The organism is Gorillibacterium terrae (assembly GCF_051594785.1).
Lineage (GTDB): Bacteria > Bacillota > Bacilli > Paenibacillales > NBRC-103111 > Gorillibacterium.
On sequence record NZ_JBPPGI010000001.1, the window covers coordinates 1787770 to 1808046 of the forward strand.

Consider the following 20277-nt stretch of genomic DNA (forward strand, 5'->3'; position numbering starts at 1 on the left):
GCGGCACCCCTTATCGGCAAACTATCCTATGTAATAAAAGAGTATTACCCGAAATCGGGTCCGCATAACCTATTCCCTCTCAAAACGGCAAAATCCTGCTTTTGACAGATCGCAAGATTTCCCGGCTCCCTCCAGGTTCGGTTTGCCTGTAAGGGAACCGGTTCCCGTCAATGCTTGAGCTTGATCAGCTCGGTGTTCTCGGCGAGTGTCGACGTGTTGAACAACAGCAGGACATCCGTGATTCCGTTGCTCTTGACGTAGTCGGCCAGGCTGCCGTTGTAATAGCGGATATCGATCACATCGACGGCCGCTTCGTGCTGCGTCAAAAAAGGAATGACGCTGTGGGCGTACGAATCCTTGATCACGAGCAGCTTACCTTGGGCCGCTTGGCCTTCGGGCAGCTCAGTCCGGATTTGGACCAAGGCGTGCACGCCTCCGAGAAAATACGAATACTTGTCCTTCTTGGCCAGGAATTCCGGAAATACGAGGCTGGAATAGGTTTCTCCGTTGTCCACGACCGTGAGGGTCGTCGGGTGGGATACCCGGGGGACATAGTTCTGAATGCGGTCGGGCTTCACCCCGGTAAATTGGCTGCGGGTATGGAAGCTGCCGAGGAACGAATCCGTCACCGTGCGGATCTCAAACGCATCCGGCTTGAACGGGGTCCAGCCCCGCTCTTGGGCATAGGCCAAGTAAGCCAGGTAAGCGCCGTAGGTGGTCCAGTGGTGGTCCGTTCGGTAGTACAGCGGCTCGTCGGAGCGCCTGGGCAGGAAAGCGTAGCCGTTCAGATACGCGATCTTCCCTCCAATCCGTTCTCCGACGAAGGCATTCACCTTCTCCTGGGGGAACGCTTCGGCGAAGAGAGGCAGCTTATCGCGGTTCATTCCGATGGAAGTGGGCGCGAGCAGGAGGCTGACGCGGCTGTCCGGAACCCGGTCGGCAAAAGACTGGATGGCGGCGGCGTACTCGGCCAGACGGCCGAAATCCGGCTTACCGAAGGTCTCCAGCAGATAACCGTCTTTCCCCCGGAAGATGCCGTTGCTTTCCTGTTGAAGCCTCAGCCGCTCCAGCGCCGACTTGACCGCTACCCACGTTTCGCGCAGCGGAAAGTGATCGGCGAGATAGGCGTCGATGCCGCGGGTAAATGCCTTGTTCTTCACGCTCTCCCAGGAGAAGGCCGGAAACGCCGCCAGCTTGCGGTTCTCTGTCTCCGAGAAGCTCTGAACCGGCAGAACGAGGAACAACAGCGAGGCGGCGAACAACAGAGCGACGAAACCGGCCGCCACTCCCTTGCTTTGTCTGGGTGTCATCGAGGTCCCTCCTTAGAACCGGAAATAGAGAAACGGATTATAGCTGGCGTTGACCAGATAGGCGACCGACAGAAGGAACAGCGCGGCCAGTCCGGCGGCGGCAAGCGGAAACGGCACGCGGCGCGAAAGTTCCCGCAGCCGGCGGGGCGGGGGGGCCGAGGCCGCTGCGAGAAGGACGAGCAGAACGGCGTTCGTGTAGAGCAAATACAGGGTATGCGTGTTCCACAGCGGCTCCGTGCCCACGCCTGCGAGCGCTTGGATATACCCCCACATGTCGGAGAAATCCGGGAAGGCGAAGAACACCCAGCCGATCAGAATCAGCAGAATCGCATAAGCATGCTGCAAGATAGGAGGAAGCTTCGCGAGCAGCTTTAATCCTCCGGTTTTCTCGAACATCAGAATCAGACCGAAATAGAGGCCCCAAAGCACGAAATTCCAGCTTGCACCGTGCCAGAGCCCGGTGAGCAGCCAGACGACGAGAAGGTTCAGGAGCTGCCGCGGCAGTCCCCGGCGATTGCCGCCGAGGGGAATGTAGACGTAATCGCGGAACCAGCTGCTGAGCGAGATGTGCCACCGGCGCCAGAAATCGGTGATGCTGGTTGCGGCATACGGCTTATTGAAGTTCTCGCGGAAGCGGAATCCGAACATCAACCCCAGCCCGATCGCCATATCGGAGTATCCGCTGAAGTCGAAGTAGATTTGAAAAGCAAAGGCCACGAGGCCGAGCCAGGCGGTAGCGGCAGGGAGCGAGTCCGCGGGCGTGGCGAGGATCGAGTTCCAGACGAGCCCGATGGTATTGGCGAGCAGCACCTTCTTCGCGAGACCGATGATGAACCGGCGCACCCCTTCGGCGAAATCGCTTGCGGTTTCCCGACGCGACTTCATCTGCCCGGCGACCGTGTTGTAGGTCACGATCGGTCCGGCGACGAGCTGGGGAAACAGCGAGACGAACGCACCGAAGTCGATCCAGTTGCGCTGCGCCTTCGCTTCTCCCCGGTAAACGTCGATGATGTAGGACATGGACTGAAAGGTGTAGAAGGATATGCCGATCGGCAGCGGCAGCTCGGTGAGCGGCCAGGAGGTACCGAGCAGGCTGTTCAGGTTGCCGATCAGGAAATCGGCGTATTTAAAGAAGCCAAGCAGGCCGAGATTGACGACGATCGACAGGGCGACGATTCCCTTCCTCTGGCGGGCGGTCCGCTTGGAATTATCCAACAGAAGACCGAAGCTGAAGTCCGTAACCGTCGACAGGAGCATGATGGCGATATAGACGGGCTCGCCCCAAGCATAGAAGATCAGGCTGACGACGAACAGAACCAGGTTTCGGATGCGCTGGGGAGCGGCATAATAGAGAAGAAGCACCGCCGGCAGGAAGAGAAAGAGGAAGACAAGGCTGCTGAATACCATCGCGGATTAAGACTCCGAAGCGAAGTAGCCTTCGAACAGCTCCGCCAGCTTGTCCGCTTGGTCCGAGATCGCAAACAGGACATACGGGCCTTTGACGATTAGCTTATACTGCTCGGCGATCTCGTATTGATCCGGCAGGTAGTGTTCAAACTGCTTCTGCACCGCCTCCGCGCGCTCCTTGATGCCTTTCTCTACAGCGGGCAGGTCTTTCGTATCTTTCACCTGAAGGATTGCGAGTTCATGGGCCTTCACGTTCATGAGCGGCAGCTTGATCGCATGGCCTTCGAGCAGCGCAGGATCGATGTGGTACGTCTCCTGAATCGCATCGGCGTTCAGCTCGTTCAAGGCCGGCTGCTCCACCTGCTTCAGCATATCGTCGGCCATCTCTTGGACGGACAGCATGGGCTTCGGCTGCTCGGCACTCGGCTTCGCTTTACTTGAACAAGCGCTTGCAGCCAAGCTGAGGCAGAGGATCGTTAGAAGGAAGAGAGGAATACGGGAACATTTTCTCATGGCGGTTCGCTCCTTGTGTGGGTTCTGGTTGAAATCGATGATAGGGTCGCTCCTTCTAACGGGAGGAATCCGAAAATTGTTGCAGAATGCGGCATTCCATGTTTTCCTGCTTGATTTCAAGGAATTTGAAGGAGATGCGGCGAACATCGTCGAAGTGTAAAAGCGTACACGTACATAATCGGTAGGAGGCTTACCCCATGGAGTTCAAACAATGCTTGGAAAATTACGCGGAGCTCGCGGTAAAGATCGCACTGAACGTGCAGCCGGGCGAGACCGTATGGATCAACTGCTCCCTGCATCAGCCGGAATTCGTCCGGCTGGTTGTCCGCAAGGCTTATGAAGCCGGAGCGAAGCAGGTGCATGTCGAATGGTCGGACGACGAAGTGACCCGGCTCCGCTATCAGCTGGCGCCGCAGGATTCCTTCGGCGAGTATCCGCAGTGGCGCGCAGACGCCGTCACCCAGGTCGCGGCCGAAGGCGGAGCGTACCTGCTCATCGAATCTCGCGATCCCGATCTGCTTGCCGGCACGGACCCGGCCCGTTCGACCGCTTTCCAGAAGGCGGCCGGAGCAGCGCTCGCCAAATGGCGGGAGTACACCTATACCGACCGGGCTACCTGGTCGATCATCGCGGCTCCGTCCGTAGCTTGGGCCGAAAAGGTGTTTCCGGAGCTTTCGGGCGAGGAAGCCGTACGCGCCTTGTGGGAAGCGATCTTCAAGGCGACCCGGGCCGACCGGGAAAATCCGGTGGAAGCCTGGAAAGCGCACAATGCGGCTTTGGACAAGCGGGTTCACCAGCTCAACGCGAAACAGTACAAGAAGCTCCATTACCGCGCTCCCGGCACCGAACTGACCGTCGCTCTGCCCGAGCAGCATGTCTGGAGCGGAGGCAACACGGTCAATGCCAAGGGCAATGACTTCAACCCGAACGTTCCCACCGAGGAAGTGTTCGTTTCCCCGCACCGCGAAGGAACGGAAGGCTACGTGACCAGCACGAAGCCGCTCAGCTATAACGGCACGCTGATCGAGAACTTCACGCTGACCTTCAAGCAGGGACGGATCGTGGACTTCAAGGCCGAGAAGGGCTACGACAGCCTGAAAGAACTGATCGAGATGGACGAGGGCTCCCATTACCTGGGGGAAGCGGCGCTCGTGCAGCACGATTCGCCGATCTCCAACGCCAATCTGATCTTCCTGAATACGCTCTTCGACGAGAATGCTTCCAATCACCTCGCCATCGGCCGCGCTTTCTCCAGCTCCTTGGAGGGCGGAGCGGACTTGTCCAAGGAAGAGCTGGCGGCGAGGGGGCTCAACGATAGCCTGACGCATGTCGATTTCATGATCGGTTCCGCCGAAATGGATATCGACGGCGAACTGGCGGACGGCACCCGCGAACCCGTATTCCGCAACGGAAACTGGGCGCTGGTTTAACGCAGATCGCTCCCTGGGAAGAACCGCTCGCGAAGCGGTCTTCCCGGGTTTCTTTTTTAGGAACGCCAATCAGGAGAGGAAGAGGATCGGATGCTGGTCTCTTGTGCCGAACTGCCGCAGGAGCAGATTGTGGAGTTTTTGACGAAGAGATGGGGGACCACCCGGATGGTGGTCAAGGGGAGGATGCATCATCTGGACGAGCTGCCGGGAGTGGCTTACCTGGAAGACGGCCAGATCGTCGGCATGGCCACCTATCGGATGGAAGGAACGGAATGCGAGCTGGCGTCGCTTAACAGCACGGTTCGTCACAAAGGAATCGGCCGCTCGCTGCTTCAGGAAGTGGAGCGGCTGGCCCGCGAGTCCGGCTGTACCCGGCTCTGGTGTATCACGACGAATGACAACATCCGGGCCATCCGCTTCTATCAACTGAACGGGATGAGCCTATGCCGGCTCTACCCCAATGCTCTGGAAGCCGCCCGCAAGCTGAAGCCGGAAATTCCGCTCACGGGCCAAGACGGGATTGCCATCGAGCACGAGCTGGAATTCGAAATGCGCTGGCCCGCCTGACGGACAGGGAAAGGCGTCCCATTAGGCTCTCTCTGTAGGATAGCGGCGACTTTTTCGGCCGCAGCACGCGGAGGAAGAGGACTTTTTTTTGGCCTGGCGGGTTCCGGATTGGAACTTATCTCCTCGATGCGCCGTCTTATTGGTGGTTCGGTATTCCCTGCCAGGCGTAAGAAAGAAGTGTACCGCACGAATGCATGCGCGGTTGCTTTTTGGGAGATACCGAATGAAAAAGAGCGGGCCCGGCCCGTCAAACCACAGTGCAGAGGAGCCAAAACCATGAACCATCAACCGAAACTGCCCGCCGCCATTCCGAGCCAACGCAAAGCATCGGCCCGCTGGGCCGTTCTGCCGCTTGCCGCCGCTCTGCTGACCAGTGGAGCCTTGCTCCCCGCAGGCATTCCCGCGGCTCAGGCCGCTTCCCCGGTATATGTCGGCGAAGCAACGCCGCAGGCACAGTCGCCGATCGTACCCAAGACTCTAACGATGAAGATAAACGGCAAGCTGCAGTCCGTTCCGGGCGCCGTCTCCCGCGATGGCTCTACGACCTATGTCGCCGTCCGGTTCTTAAGCGATAAGCTTGGGCTAAAGGTGGCATGGAACCAGCAGAATCAAGCGTCCACGGTGAGCGGAAGAAATGTCACCATCGTGACGAAAGCGGGCGAACCGCTGCCGTATACGATCAACGGACAGCGGATGTACGGCACAGCGCCCGTCGTCCAGAACGGAACTACTTACATTCCCATGAGGTTCTTCCTGCAGACATTCGGCTATAGCGTCGATTACAACAGCAAGACCCAACAGATCACCGTGACCCCGCTTCCGGTGAATCCGCTCACGCTCACGACCAAGACCATCAACGAGACGAACAGCAAGCAGGAATTCGTCATTCAATATCCTCAGCTTACCGGATTGGCCGACAAGGAGGTTCAAACCAAGATCAATAGCTTCCTCCAGTCGGAAGTGAACAAAATGGCGGCGGCGGCGCGCAAGGAGCTCAAAGAAGCGGAGCCGGGCAGCCCGAACGCCAAGAACGGCTTTACGGCCAATTATGTGGTGAAATCCAACATGAACGGCAAGCTGAGCCTCTATCTGGAATCCTACCTCTATACCGGCGGGGCGCATGGCATGCCGGCAAGGCAGCCTTACACCTTCGATCTGTCCACCGGCAATACGCTGACCCTGAAGCAAGCGATCGGAGGCAACGCCAATTACAAGCAGATCATCAATAAGGTGGTCAAGGAGAAGTTCAGCCATGCGGATTATCTGCTGGCTCCCTTCGAGTCCATCTCCGACGACCAGCCGTATTTCCTGCAAAACAATGCCGTTGTCGTCTATTTCGAGCCGTATCAGTACACCCCGTATGCCGCCGGGTTCCCGGAATTTCCGATTCCGCTCAGCCTGTTCCACTGATCGGCAGCATCCGCAGCTAATAAGAAACCGCACCGCCTCTTATCCGGCGGTGCGGTTTTTTGGTATGCCGACCGGCGCTGATTCAAGCCAGCCGTTCCCGGACGAATGCAGCGATCCCGCGGATCGCCGCCTCCGCTTCGGGGAGCATGGGGGCTAGTGCCTGGAAGGAGCACCACAGCCCCTCCCAGATCTGCAGCCGGACGGGAACCTCGGCGGTATCAGCCCGTTGCGCCAGCCGGACGGCGTCGTCGAGCAGCACTTCGTCGCCGCCGGCTTGAATGAACAGAGGCGGCAGGCCGGAGAGATCCAGGCGAAGCGGCGAGAGGATGGGAGCGTAGCCGGAATCCGGTTCCGGGTTGGTCCGGCCCCAGTAATCCGCCAGAATCCGTTCGTTGGCCTCCCGGCTGCTGGTCGGATCGCTTGCGGCGTTGCTCTCGTAGGATTCTCCGTCCAGATGGACGAGATCGGCATGCGGGGAGATCAGGAACGCCCCCGCCGGAAGCGGAGAGCGGTCGTCCCGCAGACGGAGCAGCGTCATGAGGGCAAGGGTGGCGCCGACCGAATCGCCGCCGAGCACGATGCGCTCCGGCGGGATGCCTTGGTCGAGCAGAGAGCGGTAGGCAGCCAGCGCGTCTTCGTTGGCGGCCGGGTAGAGATGCTCCGGGGCCAGCCGGTAATCCGGAGTGAACAGCCGGACGCCGGCGGCCAGAGCCAGTCGAGAGGTGAGATTTCGATAAACCCGGGAACTCCCGGCAATGAAGCCGCCCCCGTGGAAATAGAGGAGGGTGGCGTTGCCCGGCTTCTCCGGTTCTTTCGATGCTTCCGTCGGCAGGGTCCACTCGCCGGGGAAGCCGGAATCCGTTTCGCTCCAAGCGATGCCCGTCGGCAGAGGGGCAAGCTGCGCCTGCCGCTCCAGGCCGGAGCGAATCGCTTCGACCGATTGGCTGGCGTAGCTCGCCTGCTGACGGAGATAGGCTTTCAATTGGACAAGGCGCATAGGCTCAGCGGCGGAAATGCGTTCGATCATGATCGAGACTCCTCCTTCGGGTTCGCCGGCTGCACCGGCGGTCAAGAGGAGCTTACACCCTGTAGGCGGGTACAAGGTCAAGCGCTAATTTATCCGCAGCTCGCGCAGCACGCCGGCGATATCCGGGTCCGGCTCTTTGCGGCGGATCTGATTCTGGAGGTAATCCAGGACGCGTTTGCGCCGTTCCAGCTCCTGGATCTGCCCGTCGATCTCGGCTCGCTTGCGGTCGATCACCTCGGAGAAGGCATCCGGTGCAATGCCCTCGTTTCCTTCGGCTTTCACCAGGGCCTTCTTGATTTCCTTCAGCGTAAACCCGCTCGACTTGGCATTTCGGATGAAGATAAGCCGCGTCAGCGCTTCTTCGGAATACAAGCGGTAGCCCGCTTCGCTCCGCCGGGGAGAGGGGAGCAGGCCGCAGCCTTCATAGTAACGCAGGGTTTCGAGGTTCACGCCGGCCTGTTCGGCCAACTGGCCGCGAAGGTAGTCCGTCATTGGAAGTCCTTCTCCTTTTTTAATCTAATCATACCGCGTCTGAAGGCTAAAGGGATATAGCGAGTTTCCGAGTAGAACCGACCGATTTCGGATACCACTATAAGGTAAAGGCGGAAGCAGCGCGAACGAAAGGGGAGGGCTTGATGGACCAGGATGCGTCGAAGCTGGGCGAGTCGCTGCTGGAGAACTTGAAGGAGATGCAGCGGCAGCTTCACAAGCCCGATGATATGCAGATCAAGGCTATCCGCACCGGCTCGTCGGATACAGCCTGCTTGGTCATTTACCTGGACGGCTTGTCCGACGACCGGCTGATTCAAGAGGATATCGTGCATTTCCTGCAGGAAAAGAAACTCGGTTCCGAGGAACCGAGCGTTTCCGACTCCCGAAGCATGGAGCGTTTGTTGGCCGGGATCGAGGAACGGCTGCTGCCCGTCGCCGCCGCCAAACGAACGGTCCTCTGGATCGAGGTGATTCCCTCGTTTCTGTCGGGGGATACCGTGCTGCTGTTCGAAAGGTGCCCGGAAGCGCTGATCGTCAAGACGCGAAAATGGCCGGAGCGCGCCCTGCAAGAACCGCAGACGGAGAACGTCGTGCGCGGACCGCGCATCGGGTTTACCGAGAGTATCTTCCGCAATCTGGCGCTCCTGCGCCGACAGCTCCGCGACCGGGAGCTGGTCTTCGAGACGCGCACAATCGGACGCCGGTCCAATCAGGTTCTGGCCGTCTGCTATATCGACGACATCATCAACAAGAGCATCGTGACGGAGGTCACGCGCCGCCTCGATTCGCTTGACATCGACATGGCGCCCGAGTCCGGCACCATCGAGCAGTGGATCGAGGACAGCTTCCTGTCGCCGTTCCCCCAGCTTCTGCATACGGAGAGGCCCGACAAAGTCGTCGCCGCCCTGCTCCAGGGAAAAGCGGCGATCCTGGTGGATACCACCCCGTTCGCCCTGATCCTTCCCATTACCTTTGTTTCTCTCATTCAATCTCCGGAGGATTACAGCGAACGCTGGCTGATCGGTTCGCTGATCCGGCTGCTGCGGGTGATCGCCGTCGTCATCACCCTGTTTCTTCCGGCGTTGTACATCTCGCTCGTTTCGTTCCATCAAGGGCTGATTCCGTTCCGGATGGTCTTTCAGGTTGCCGCCGCGCGCGAGGGCGTGCCGTTTCCCGCCTTTCTCGAAGCGATCTTGATGGAGGGGACGCTGGAGCTGCTGCGGGAGGCGGGGCTTCGCATGCCCAAGCCGGTCGGGCAAACCATCAGCATCGTCGGCGGCTTGGTGATCGGGGAGACCGCTATCCGGGCGGGGATCGTCAGCCCCGTCATGCTCATCACGGTTGCGGTCACGGCCGTCGCTTCCTTCGCCATTCCCTCCTACAGCGCGGGCATCACCTTCCGCATTCTCCGGTTCGCGACGATGATCGCATCCGCCGTCTTTGGCCTCTACGGCATTATCCTGGTGGCCATTATGATCGTGATTCATGTTCTGCGGCTGCAGAGCTTCGGGATTCCGTTCTCGGCGCCCCTATCTCCACAGCTTGGAGGCGATTGGAAGGACCTCTTCATCCGGGCGCCGATTACGATGATGAAGAAACGCCCTCGCTTCACGCAGACGAGGAACGTCCGCCGGGCAGGAGGAAAGAAGAAGGGGGATTCGCCATGAAAACGCTCGATTATGCCGATGCCATGGTCGATTCGCGAACGGTTGCGTTCATGGTCTGCAAGATTGCCATGGGGATCGGGATCTTGATCCTGCCCGATGCGGTCACCAGCGTTACCCATACGTCGGATGGCTGGATTCCGATTCTGGCCGGGGGGGCGATCGCATGCCTGTTCACCGTTCTGATTGCGCTCCTGACACGGAGATTTCCGCAGATGGATTACCATGACATGGTGAGCCGAATCGCCCATCCCGTTGTGGCGCATATCGTGGTCTTCCTGTTCTCGCTCTATTTGTTTCTGTTCACCTGCTACGAAATCCGCGGACTCTCCAGCATCGCCAAGCTGTATTTGTTTGACAATACGCCGATCGAAGCGATCAGCCTGGCATTCTTGCTCGTGCTGGTCTATGGCGTATCGGGCCCGAGCGTGACCCTGCTTCGGATCAACACCTTATTCCTGCCGGCCATTCTGGTCGTCCTCGCGTTGGTCATCGCCTTTGCTCTTAAAGATTTTGACATTCAAGCACTGAAGCCGGTCTTCGTCACACCGCCCGTTATATTGGCGAAAAGCTTGAAGGAGACTCTTTTCTCCTATCTCGGCGTAGAGGTGTTGTTGTTCTACAACCTGTACATCAAGAATCCGGACAAGACAGCCAAGGCGGCGGTTGCCGGCATGGCAGGAGCCTGCTTCGTCTACCTTGCCGTATTCGTCATGTCCATCGGCGTATTCAGCGAAACGGTGGTCGAAAACACACTTTACCCGCTGGCGGAGCTCGCCAAGCAGGTCGAGATTCCGGGCGGCCTCATGGAGCGCTTTGAAGCGCCATTTTTTCTGGCTTGGGTGCTGAGCTTGTTCTGTACGGCGGCGATGAGCTTCGATGTGACCCTTCTCGGCATTCAGTCCATTTTCCCCAAGGCGAAGCGGATGCCCCTGATCTACCTGTTAAGCCCGCTGCTCTTGCTCGGGGCGATGATGCCGCGCAATCTGATCGAGACGCGTAGAATTTCCACGCTCGTCAGCTACATGGGAATGGCCTTCGGTTGGATGCTGCCCGCCTTGTTCCTGTTCGTTGCCGTCGTCCGGGGAATTCGGGGCGCTCCGCCGGCCATAGCGGAAGACTCGAAGAAGGGGTGAACTTCGATGCGGACCCGAATCGTGAGGGGAATTGCAGGTTTAGCCGCGCTTGTCGTTCTCGGCGGCTGTTGGGATCAGACCGAGATCGAGCAGCGCGGGTTCGTCGTGGGAACGGCGCTGGATCAAGCCGACGAGGGGCAGATCCGGGTCACCTACCAGATGGCGGTCCCCAAAGCGATGCAGAAGCCTTCCGAGCAGGACGGAGGATCGTCCAAGCCCTTTCTCAACCTGTCGGCAACCGCCCGGACGGATTTCGGCGCAAGCCGGGATATGGCCAACGAAACGAGCCGGCCTCCCTACCTGGAGCATAACCGCGTCATTCTGATTTCCGAGGCGCTCGCCCGGGAAGGGAACGTCAGCAAAGTTCTCGACGTCTACGTTCGGGATGCCGAGACCCGCCGGGCAGCCAAGGTGATGATTACCAAGGGAGAGGCGAGTCCGCTGTTCAACATCCTTCCGCAAACGGAGCGCCTGCCGGCGGAGTACATCGATTCGACCGCCGAGAATCCGCGGAAAACGGGGAGTATCACACCGGCAACCAATATCGGCGACGTCCATCGGTTCTTGCTTGAGAAAGCCAGCTTTGCTCTTCCGGTCGTGACCGGGGTACCCAAGGAGAATAAGATCGTCTTGAGCGGTTCGGCGGTATTCAACGGCGAAAAAAACCAGCTTCGAGGATTTCTCGACGGGGAAGAAACCACCGGCCGCAATATGCTGACCGGATCGATTCGGTCCACTACCATTGAAACCGAGGTATACGGCAAAAACATTGTATTTGAGCTCAAAAAACTGAGGCGGAGCATCCGGGCCGACGTCACCGATCCGCATCGGCCGTCTTTTCGGGTCAACCTGCATGTCTTCGGGAACTTGGGGGAATCGCATCTGGAGATCTCCGTATTCAATGAACGGGTAATCGGGGATGCGGAGCGGGCGATTGCGAAGAAAATCCGGGATATGGCCGAGGCGGCTCTGGAAAAATCCCAAACCGAGCTGGGAAGCGACATTTTCAAGTTCGGAGAAGAGCTTGAGCGCAATCATCCCGCGGTTTGGAAAGGGCTGCGCAACGATTGGGACCGAGGAGAGGGAGTATTTAAAACCTGCCGTGTCCAAGTGAACGTGGATGTGCAGGCCAGCATGATCGGCGCGATTCTGAAGACGGAGTAAAGGAGGGAGAATCGTGTCTGCACCGGATGTGACGGTCTGGTTCTATGCGGCTGCGGCCTTTGTCATTCCGTTTGCCGTTCATCGGGTAAACCGGTTGTTTCACCAATATGGAGATCCGCCCTGGAAGACACAGGCGGAGAAGAACCCGAACGAACAGCCGACGAGCGACCGGCAAGTGCCCGAGGATGCCCGGAAACCGGCCGGTTGTGAAAAATGATACGTTGTCAAAACTCTGTCACTTGTAATTTGTAAGTGGCTGAGGTACACTCATGAAAGAAAGCAATACGATAACAGTGATCTTCGGGGCAGGGTGCAAGTCCCTACCGGCGGTAACGTCTTCGGACGAAGCCCGCGACTCCCGGTTCAAGCAGGGATGGATCTGGTGCAATTCCAGGGCCGACGGTGATAGTCCGGATGGTAGAAGATCGACAAGCCGCTTGAGGAAGCGTTGTTTTCCCATGCGTGTTTGACCGAGCCCCTGTCCTGCGATTGATGCAGGAAGGGGCTTTTTTACCGAACGCGTCCTGAATGTCAGAGGGAGAGAACCATGAGTCGGATGAACAACGTCAACGTAACCGCAACACCCGCTTTGCGCGTACCCCGCGTGCGCATGGAATTCTGGTTCGTCGTGATCGGCGCGGCGCTGTGGGGCATCGACCCGCTGTTCCGCAATCTGCTGCTGAAGCATGTCAGTTCCTGGCAGCTCGTGTTTCTGGAGCATATCCTCCTCGTGCTGGCGGCGGCCCCGGTGTTGTGGAAGAACCGGGCCGATCTGAAGGGGATCGGCGTTCGTCAGATGGGAGCGATTCTGTTCATCTCCTGGGGCGGATCGGCCATTGCCACGGTGCTCTTTACCCAGGGAGTCGCTTACGGAGATCTGAACGCCGTGCTGCTGCTGCAAAAGCTCCAACCGCTGATGGCGATCCTTCTGGCCCGGATCGTCCTCAAGGAGGCCTTGCCCAAGTCGTTCGGCATCTTCGTCGTCATCGCGCTTATCGGCACGTATCTCTTGACCTTCGGCTGGAATCTTCCCTTCGGCGAGCACGTGAACTTCATCAAACCCGGCAACCTGTTCGCCATCGGCGCAGCCCTTCTCTGGGGCGGTTCGACCGTCATGGGCAGCTACCTGCTGCGGTCGATGAAATACGAGACGGTGACCTCGCTGCGGTTTAGCATGGCGCTGCCGCTCTTGCTCGCGATGGTGCTGATCAACGGCGGAAGCTGGCATCTGCCGACGGAGCTTGGACCGATCGCCGGATTTACGGTCAACCTGCTCCTGCAGGCGCTCCTGCCCGGGCTGCTCAGCATGCTGCTGTATTACAAGGGCCTCAGCGCCGTTAAAGCCTCCTACGCCACGCTGGCGGAGCTCAGCTTTCCGATCGCCGGCGTCCTGGTCAACTGGCTTGCCTTCAAGTTAGGCTGGCTGACCGACAAGCAGATCATCACCTCGGCCCAGTTTGTCGGGTTCCTGCTGATCTGGACGGTGCTGTTCATCATCTCGCGGCAGAAGGAAACGGCGAATATCTTTAACGACTAACGAGTAAGCCATGCCGGCTTCCTACGAAAAAGAGGTTTTCTCCAAACAAGGAGAAAACCTCTTTTTGCAATTCGAAGGAATCGCGGGATACGAAGCGTTCCTATTCCGAAATGTTACCGGCCATCTTCAATCGCTTGGCGATCTCCTTGAAGTCCTCGGCGGAGATCCCCGGGGCAAATTCCTCCTCGACTGCCGGCGCATCGGGAATGGGGAAGCCTTCCGGCGCGCCTTGAATCACTTCCAGGGGCAGTCCGTCCTCGGGGTGGGTTCCCTTCCAGATTTGGTCGATCGAGCTGAAATCGTTCTCGCTCCAGGTATACAGCTTGGTGTGAACGCCTTTTTCCTCGTATTTGTGGGCTTCCGTAAAGAGCTTGTTGCTGAGCGAGGGAATGGGGACCAGCTTGGTCACGTTTACGCCTGTCGCCACTTCAAGCGCCTTGGCGTAAGCCACGACATGGACGCCGCCGCGAACGAGCAGGAAGCCGACGACGGCCCGGGCGGCCGGATGGTCGGTCATCTCATAGACCTTCATTTTATGGGTGCGTGCGCCGCATTCTAGGAAGAAGTTATGCAGCAGATCCTCGACCAGATTGCCGCTGTTGAAGACATAGGCTCCGGTCCAGGGATTTCCCATCGAATCGAAGGGCATCGCTCCTTGGGCCCCGGCGAGGAAATGGTAGGAGAGACGGGCATCCTTTACGGCCTCCAGAGGGGATTGGTCCGGCTTCTTCCGCTTGGTGGAACCGTTCAGGCATTTATTGACCGCATGGGAGACTAGCTCGACATGCCCCAGCTCCTCCGCCGTGATGCTCATGATGAGATCGTAAAAAGGCTTCAGCTGCCTTTTCGACCGGAAATTAAAGGATTGAAACAGGTAGTTGTTCAGGGTCGACATCTCGCCGAATTTGCCTCCAAGCAGCTCCTGAACCGCCGCCGCCGCGTTGGCATCCGGTTTTTCCACTTCCGGGATTTCGATCATGATCTCATTCATTCGTTTGAACATGCTGCATCCTCCTGATCGGTTTTCGATTCCCTCAAAAAGGGTAAGGGGATTCCGGGCGACACGGTCTTTATTACACTCGTTGGGAGGAAGCTAACCAATTCGTCCCAATCCATCACCCCAGCAATTTCCACAATGTTGACGATGATTTGACTCGCTATCGAAAGATGCTTATAATTACCTTGAGTAACTGTTAACAATGGTAACTATATAAACGAATCGAGGTGGGTTGTATGGAAGGCTTTTTGAGCCGGTTTTTCTCGCTGCACCGTCCGCTGCAAACGGCCCTGAACGATAGGCTCGCACCGTATGATCTGTCCTATTCGCTGTGGCAGGTCCTCTATTATGTGGAAAACCGGGGCCCGTCGATACTGGTCGACATCGCCGCTTATTATAACGTAGAGAAGCCGGCCATCACCCGGCGGGTATTTCGTCTGGAAGAGCTTGGGATCATCGAGCAAATCGACGGACCCGACCGGCGGGGCAAGGTCATTCGCTTGACGGAGCACGGCCGGGACATTTATCGGACCTGCCGCCGGAGCATCACGGAGCTGGAGCATCGCCTCATGGACGGCATTCCGCATGAAGAGGCGGCCATTACCTTCCATACGATCCCCAAGCTTCTAGTAAACCTTGCCCGTCTGGAGGAATCGCCGCATGACTGAACCAAAATTATGGACCAAGGACTTCCTCATCGTGTCCATTGCCAACTTCTTCTTGTATTTTACCTTCTATCTGCTGATTGCCACCATCACCGTCTACGCGACGGACCGGTTTCACGCCACGCCCAGTATGGCGGGACTCGCTTCCGGCATCTTCGTCATCGGCACCTTGATCGCCCGGCTGTTTGCAGGCCGTTCCATCGACCGGGTGGGACGGAAGAACATGCTGACGATCGGCTTCGTCGCTTTGCTGGCGGTGACCGTCCTGTATTTCTTCGTCGACCGTCTCGCCGTGCTGATGCTCGTCCGGTTCCTGAACGGGGCGGCGCTCGGTTTGGCCTCGACGGCGACGGGCACGATCGTCGCCCATATCGTACCGAGCGAGAGGAGAGGGGAAGGGACCGGCTATTATGCGCTCAGTACGACGCTCGCCGCCGCGTTTGGCCCTTTTCTCGGCATAATGCTGACCGAACGCGCGCCGTTCTCGGCCAACTTCGTGCTGTGCCTGTCGCTCCTTGTGATCAGCTTCGGTTCGACCCTGTTCTTGAAGGTCGAGGAGCCCGTCCCAAGCGCGGCCGCTACGAACGGGAAGGCGGATTTTTCCCTGCGCAGCTTCTTCGAGCCCAAGGTGTTTCCGATCGCCTCGATCGGTCTATTCGCGGGACTCGGCTATTCGAGCATCCTGAGCTTCCTGACTCCGTTTGCGCAGGAGTTCAGCCTGAGCGCCTTCGCCAAGTTCTTCTTCCTCGTATACGCCGTGACCATTCTCTTGACCCGGCCCTATACGGGCCGCCGCTTTGACCGCAAAGGCGAAAATTCGGTGATGTACGCCGCCTTTCTTCTGTTTGCCGCAGGCTTGTTCCTGCTGAGCCAGCCGTTCCATGGCTATATGCTTCTCCTGGCGGGCGTGTTCGTCGGGCTCGGATACGGCACATTCTCGTCCGGCGGCCAAGCGATTGCGATCAAGATGGCTCCGAAGGATCGGATGGGGCTGGCCACCTCAACATTCTTTATCTTCCTCGATGCGGGAGTCGGCATCGGTCCGTTCCTGCTTGGGCTGGCGGTGCCGGAGATCGGTTACCGGGGGCTGTACGCTGCGATGGGGATCGTGCTGCTTCTTTGCACTTTGCTTTACTATCCTTTGCATGGGAAAAAGGCAATTCAATCCCGGCAGGAAGCGCGGCAAGCCTAAGCCTGACCGGGCATTGGGAACGGCGGCTGGAATCAAATACGCGCACTATACGCAAAAAAGAAAGGCGGCCGCGTGCCGTCTTTCTTTTTGTGCTTCATCGTTTCCACACAACTGCTGGGTATAGTAGTGGCGTATGACATTTATCACACTTGAATCCGACAGGAGGACTTCCCATGAACCGATGGATTAAACTGGCTGCCGCGGCCGCGCTGGCTGCAGGCTCCCTGGCCGGCTGCTCGGCGGACAAGGCTTCCGGCCGAACCGACTCTGCGAATTCTGCGACTCCGGCAACGGCCGCGGCCGCACCGTGGCTTGCCACCAAGAACACGACCCGCATCCAATCCTCCGATCCGGTCCAGGCGGCCGTATGGGTATCGCAGACGCTGTGGCCCGCGCTGTCGAAGGCGAGCCGTCCAGCAAGCGTCGTCCTGACCGATTCGGCCGACTGGCGGATCGCCGCGGCGAGCGCCGATCTGATTCACCATCCGAGCAACGGCCCGGTGCTTTATCTCGGCAAGAATGAGGTTCCCGCCGCGACGCTGGCGGAGCTTAAGCGGCTGAATCCGCTCGGTGCGGAGGGCAATCGCGGCGTACAGGCCGTGATTGTGGGCGATGTCGGCGACCAGGTGAAGGAAGAGCTGAAGCAAGCGGGCTTTAAGACTGACCAGATCCCCGGCAGCGATCCGGCGGAAGTCGCCCGGGCCGTCGACCGCTATTATGCCAATACGGCGGGAGAGCTGCCGCAGAGCGTGATTGTCGCCTCCTCGGAGCAGGCCGAGTATACGCTGCCCGCAGTGAACTGGATCGCCCACATGCCGGAGCCGCTGCTCTATGTCGGGAAGGACGACATCCCGGCCGCGACGGCCGAGGCCTTGAAGGAAAGGGGCGGCCGCGCGCATATCTATCTGCTCGGGCCCGAATCGGTCGTTTCCGCCAAAGTCGCGGATGCGCTGAAGGAATACGGCACGGTGGTCCGCATTGCCGGAAACGATCCTTACCAGAACGCAGTGGCGTTCGCTTCCTACAAAGACGCCGCGACCGGCTTCGGCTGGGGGATTAGCGCGCCGGGCCACAACCTGTCGTTCGTCGCGGAGGGACAACCCGAACTTGCCATCGCGGCGGCTCCGTTCTCCCACCTCGGCAAGCATGCCCCGCTGCTCCTGACCGACAAGGGCTCGATGCCGGACGCCGTGATGAAGTACGTCATGAGCCTGGAGCCCAAATTCAAGGACTCGCCCGCGGAAGGACCGTACAACCATGCCTGGATCACCGGCGATGCGGCTTCGATCACGCCGGAGGCTCAGGATGAGATCGATCAGATGCTGGAGATTGTTCCGGCGAACGGCATGGATCAACATTCCGGGCATTGACCGATTCGAATGAGAGCTGTTGGCGGCGATGCCATGGACAGGCGGATACGAATCGTCAGCCGATCATCGGGTGCAGTCTTCCGTTCGAGAAAAGAGGCTGCGATGGACCGGAAAGCGTGTTGAAAGAAGCGGAAAGCGGGGCATCTAGCCCCGCTTTCCGCTGTCCTGCGCTTCTGCGGCCAGCAGCCTCTGCCATTCGCGCCGGACTATCTCTTCGTCCAGTTCCAGCCCGATCAGCACCAGATAGGGCTCGCCTTCATACCGAGCGCGGCTCCATTCAGCCCGCCCGCCGGCGAATTGCAGCAGCAGCATACCTTCGCCGGCGCAGACCGCATAGCCCTTGGCGCGCAGCAGCGGGCGGCCGAGACGGGCGAGGAACCGCTCGAGCTCCCGCCGCGGCAGGGCGGAGCTGTACGGGAACTCCAGCGTCAGCGTCTGCACGCGGGAGAAGGACGGTGCGTGCGGCGGTTTCTCCGGCGCGCCTGCTTGCACGCGCGCGGCCGGAGCCGTCCGGCCGGTTTGCTCCGGTCGGAAGCCGGAATCGCGCCGGACCGGTACGGTCGCTGTGCTCGCCCCCGCGCGGATTCCACCGAGCAGCGGCTCCGGGTCGAGCTGGCTGCGCACCGTGTGTTCCAGGGAGGCGTGCTCGTTCAGCCTGCGGACAGTCTTGGCGATCTTCGCCAGGACGGCGGGCGAGACAAGATCCGTCTTGTTGACGACGATCCGGTCGGCGACCTCGATCTGGCGGCGCAGGGTTCGCACCAGCTCCTTGTCGGCGGAGAAGACGCTGTTGTATTCCAGCAGATGCTCCGCATCGAGGAGGGTTACGATCTGACGGATGCGGACCTTGCCAAGGAGGCCGGGCTCGGTCAGGGCGTCCGCCACCTCTTCGGGATTGGCTACGCCGGTCAACTCGATGAGCAGCAGATCCGGCTTGGTCCGGATGAGCGTATCGAGGCCGGCGGCAAGCTCGCTCTTTTTGCTGCAGCAGACGCAGCCGTCGAGCAGCCGGGAGACGGCGGGGTCCCCGTTCTCGCGCAGAATCTCGCTGTCCACATCGCGTTTTCCGAGCTCGTTCATCAAGATGCCGGGACGAAGGCCGCGGACATGGGACGCCTCCAGGAGACGAAGCAGGAGGGTGGTCTTACCGCTGCCCAAAAAACCGCTCAAAATCAACACGGGAAGGCTCATACCATAGCTCCTTCATCGAGGTCTTCCTAGATAGATATGGGCCAAACCTCGGCCCTATTCCGATTGCGGAAGCGTACGGCATACCTTGTCCGGAACGCGAATAAGGTATAGATAAGACTTGCCACCCGTCTCCATTGGCGAAGGGAGGGTTATTGCGATGCGCGATTGGAGCTTGCGAACAAGCCTGCCATGGCTTGCTCTGTTCGGCCTGATATCAGCGACCGCGGTCATCCGGTTCGACCCTGGCTCCGGACGGCCGGGGAATGCCCGTCCGCCCGCCACCGAAGCCCTGTTGACCTTCAAAACCATGCTCTTCGGCATCGTGCTGGAAGCCCTGCCGTTCCTCCTGCTCGGGGTCGCCGTCTCCGCCTTCATGCAGGCTTTTGTCAGCGACCGGACACTCCGCCGCCTGATCCCGAATCATCCGCTCGGCGGGATCGCCGCGGCCGCCGTGCTGTGCCTGTTGTTTCCGCTCTGCGAATGCGGAATCGTGCCGATCGTCCGACGGCTAATCGCCAAAGGCATGCCGGCTTACATCGGAGTCGTATTCCTGCTGGCAGGGCCGATCTTCAATCCTGTCGTCTTCGCCGCAACCCGGGCGGCGTTCCGGACGGAGCCGCAGATGGCCTACTGGCGGCTGGGCTTCGGGCTGCTTGTCGGATGCTTAATTGCATTAATAGTTTATCTCATTAAAATGGACCGCCCGCTGAAATTCACCCGGGAAGGATTAAGCGGGCAAGCGGAGTCAGCCGAACCGGAAGCAGAGCCGCCGCTCTCCTTGTCCGAGCGGATCGCCCAGGCGGTTTCGCACGCAGGGCACGAATTCTTCGAGATGGGCAAGTACCTGCTGATCGGCGCGACTCTGACGGCGGTCATTCAGAGCGCCGTACCCCGCAGCGTGATGGCGGGCATCGGCCAAAGCCCGCTGACGGCCACACTCTTGATGATGGGACTTGCGTTTGCGCTGTCGCTGTGTTCCACCTCGGATGCCTTCGTTGCCTCAGCCTTTGCCGGAATGCTGCCGTCCGGCTCGCTGCTTGCGTTTCTCGTGCTGGGCCCGATGCTGGACACGAAGAGCCTGTTGATGATGCTGTCGGCGTTCCGGGGAAAGTTCGTACTGCTGCTGATCTTGCTCGTCGTGCTGCTGGTTCTCCTGGGTGCGCTGGTGATCGAACGGTTGGGGCTTGTCGGGAGCGGGGGGTGAG

General features: G+C 59.3%; 19 protein-coding genes and 1 riboswitch. Of the genes, 12 read left to right on the forward strand and 7 right to left on the reverse strand.

What is annotated here, in order from left to right:
- Positions 1–167 precede the first annotated feature (167 nt).
- From ACSEXS_RS07865 to ACSEXS_RS07875, 3 genes are read right to left on the reverse strand one after another with little or no spacing between them, the layout of a single operon-like run.
- The gene (locus ACSEXS_RS07865; RefSeq protein WP_438432609.1) at positions 168–1310 is read right to left on the reverse strand and encodes a DHHW family protein; all 1143 of its coding nucleotides are present in this window, start codon (positions 1308–1310) and stop codon (positions 168–170) included.
- A 12-nt stretch (positions 1311–1322) separates the two neighbouring features.
- Positions 1323–2717 carry an MBOAT family O-acyltransferase gene (locus ACSEXS_RS07870; RefSeq protein ID WP_438432610.1) on the reverse strand — a complete coding sequence of 465 codons (1395 nt, stop codon included), beginning with the start codon at positions 2715–2717 and terminating at the stop codon, positions 1323–1325.
- Between the two features lie 6 nt (positions 2718–2723).
- Positions 2724–3230 (reverse strand): DUF4358 domain-containing protein, encoded by a 507-nt coding sequence (locus ACSEXS_RS07875; protein WP_438432611.1) that lies wholly within the window; start codon positions 3228–3230, stop codon positions 2724–2726.
- A 197-nt stretch (positions 3231–3427) separates the two neighbouring features.
- Between ACSEXS_RS07875 and ACSEXS_RS07880 the strand changes: the two genes are divergently transcribed.
- From ACSEXS_RS07880 to ACSEXS_RS07890, 3 genes are all read left to right on the forward strand, one after another.
- Positions 3428–4660: an aminopeptidase gene (locus ACSEXS_RS07880; RefSeq protein ID WP_438432612.1), complete on the forward strand. Its 1233-nt coding sequence runs from the start codon at positions 3428–3430 to the stop codon at positions 4658–4660.
- A 90-nt stretch (positions 4661–4750) separates the two neighbouring features.
- Positions 4751–5227 carry a GNAT family N-acetyltransferase gene (locus tag ACSEXS_RS07885; RefSeq protein ID WP_438432613.1) on the forward strand — a complete coding sequence of 159 codons (477 nt, stop codon included), beginning with the start codon at positions 4751–4753 and terminating at the stop codon, positions 5225–5227.
- 276 nt (positions 5228–5503) lie between these two features.
- Positions 5504–6637, forward strand: a complete 1134-nt coding sequence (locus ACSEXS_RS07890) for a stalk domain-containing protein (protein WP_438432614.1) — start codon at positions 5504–5506, stop codon at positions 6635–6637.
- Between the two features lie 82 nt (positions 6638–6719).
- Here the strand turns inward: ACSEXS_RS07890 and ACSEXS_RS07895 are convergent, their stop codons facing one another.
- Together ACSEXS_RS07895 and ACSEXS_RS07900 are read right to left on the reverse strand one after the other, a co-directional pair.
- Positions 6720–7664, reverse strand: a complete 945-nt coding sequence (locus ACSEXS_RS07895) for an alpha/beta hydrolase (RefSeq protein WP_438432615.1) — start codon at positions 7662–7664, stop codon at positions 6720–6722.
- A gap of 84 nt (positions 7665–7748) precedes the next feature.
- Positions 7749–8156 (reverse strand): MerR family transcriptional regulator, encoded by a 408-nt coding sequence (locus ACSEXS_RS07900; RefSeq protein WP_438432616.1) that lies wholly within the window; start codon positions 8154–8156, stop codon positions 7749–7751.
- 143 nt (positions 8157–8299) lie between these two features.
- Between ACSEXS_RS07900 and ACSEXS_RS07905 the strand changes: the two genes are divergently transcribed.
- The 5 genes from ACSEXS_RS07905 (at position 8300) to ACSEXS_RS07925 (ending at position 13657) form a co-directional block, all read left to right on the forward strand.
- Positions 8300–9823, forward strand: a complete 1524-nt coding sequence (locus tag ACSEXS_RS07905) for a spore germination protein (RefSeq protein ID WP_438432617.1) — start codon at positions 8300–8302, stop codon at positions 9821–9823.
- A complete protein-coding gene (locus tag ACSEXS_RS07910) occupies positions 9820–10956 on the forward strand; it encodes a GerAB/ArcD/ProY family transporter (RefSeq protein WP_438432618.1) in 1137 nt (378 codons plus the stop codon). Before ACSEXS_RS07905 ends, ACSEXS_RS07910 begins: the two co-directional genes overlap by 4 nt.
- A 6-nt stretch (positions 10957–10962) precedes the next feature.
- Positions 10963–12120, forward strand: coding sequence for a Ger(x)C family spore germination protein (locus ACSEXS_RS07915; protein WP_438432619.1), 1158 nt, complete (start codon positions 10963–10965; stop codon positions 12118–12120).
- Positions 12121–12133: 13 nt separating this feature from the next.
- Entirely contained in the window at positions 12134–12337 is a 204-nt protein-coding gene (locus ACSEXS_RS07920) for a hypothetical protein (RefSeq protein WP_438432620.1), read from the forward strand.
- A 75-nt stretch (positions 12338–12412) separates the two neighbouring features.
- A riboswitch (FMN riboswitch) is annotated at positions 12413–12550 on the forward strand.
- Positions 12551–12676: 126 nt separating this feature from the next.
- Positions 12677–13657, forward strand: coding sequence for a DMT family transporter (locus ACSEXS_RS07925; RefSeq protein WP_438433109.1), 981 nt, complete (start codon positions 12677–12679; stop codon positions 13655–13657).
- Between the two features lie 100 nt (positions 13658–13757).
- Here ACSEXS_RS07925 and ACSEXS_RS07930 read toward each other — a convergent pair whose 3' ends face one another.
- The gene (locus ACSEXS_RS07930; protein ID WP_438432621.1) at positions 13758–14660 is read right to left on the reverse strand and encodes a manganese catalase family protein; all 903 of its coding nucleotides are present in this window, start codon (positions 14658–14660) and stop codon (positions 13758–13760) included.
- Between the two features lie 230 nt (positions 14661–14890).
- On the opposite strand from ACSEXS_RS07930, the gene ACSEXS_RS07935 reads away from it, so the two are divergent.
- The 3 genes from ACSEXS_RS07935 to ACSEXS_RS07945 all read left to right on the forward strand — a co-directional run bounded on the left by ACSEXS_RS07935 (position 14891) and on the right by ACSEXS_RS07945 (position 17881).
- Complete coding sequence (locus tag ACSEXS_RS07935) at positions 14891–15322, forward strand: MarR family winged helix-turn-helix transcriptional regulator (RefSeq protein WP_438432622.1); 432 nt, start codon at positions 14891–14893, stop codon at positions 15320–15322.
- Positions 15315–16511 (forward strand): MFS transporter, encoded by a 1197-nt coding sequence (locus ACSEXS_RS07940; RefSeq protein ID WP_438432623.1) that lies wholly within the window; start codon positions 15315–15317, stop codon positions 16509–16511. The genes ACSEXS_RS07935 and ACSEXS_RS07940 overlap by 8 nt, the downstream gene beginning before the upstream one ends.
- A gap of 173 nt (positions 16512–16684) precedes the next feature.
- Positions 16685–17881 (forward strand): cell wall-binding repeat-containing protein, encoded by a 1197-nt coding sequence (locus tag ACSEXS_RS07945; RefSeq protein WP_438432624.1) that lies wholly within the window; start codon positions 16685–16687, stop codon positions 17879–17881.
- A 144-nt stretch (positions 17882–18025) separates the two neighbouring features.
- On the opposite strand, the gene ACSEXS_RS07950 is transcribed toward ACSEXS_RS07945, so the two are convergent.
- Positions 18026–19072: a CobW family GTP-binding protein gene (locus tag ACSEXS_RS07950; protein WP_438432625.1), complete on the reverse strand. Its 1047-nt coding sequence runs from the start codon at positions 19070–19072 to the stop codon at positions 18026–18028.
- Between the two features lie 157 nt (positions 19073–19229).
- On the opposite strand from ACSEXS_RS07950, the gene ACSEXS_RS07955 reads away from it, so the two are divergent.
- On the forward strand, positions 19230–20276 hold the full coding sequence (locus ACSEXS_RS07955; RefSeq protein ID WP_438432626.1) for a permease: 1047 nt from the start codon (positions 19230–19232) through the stop codon (positions 20274–20276).
- Position 20277: the final 1 nt, after the last annotated feature.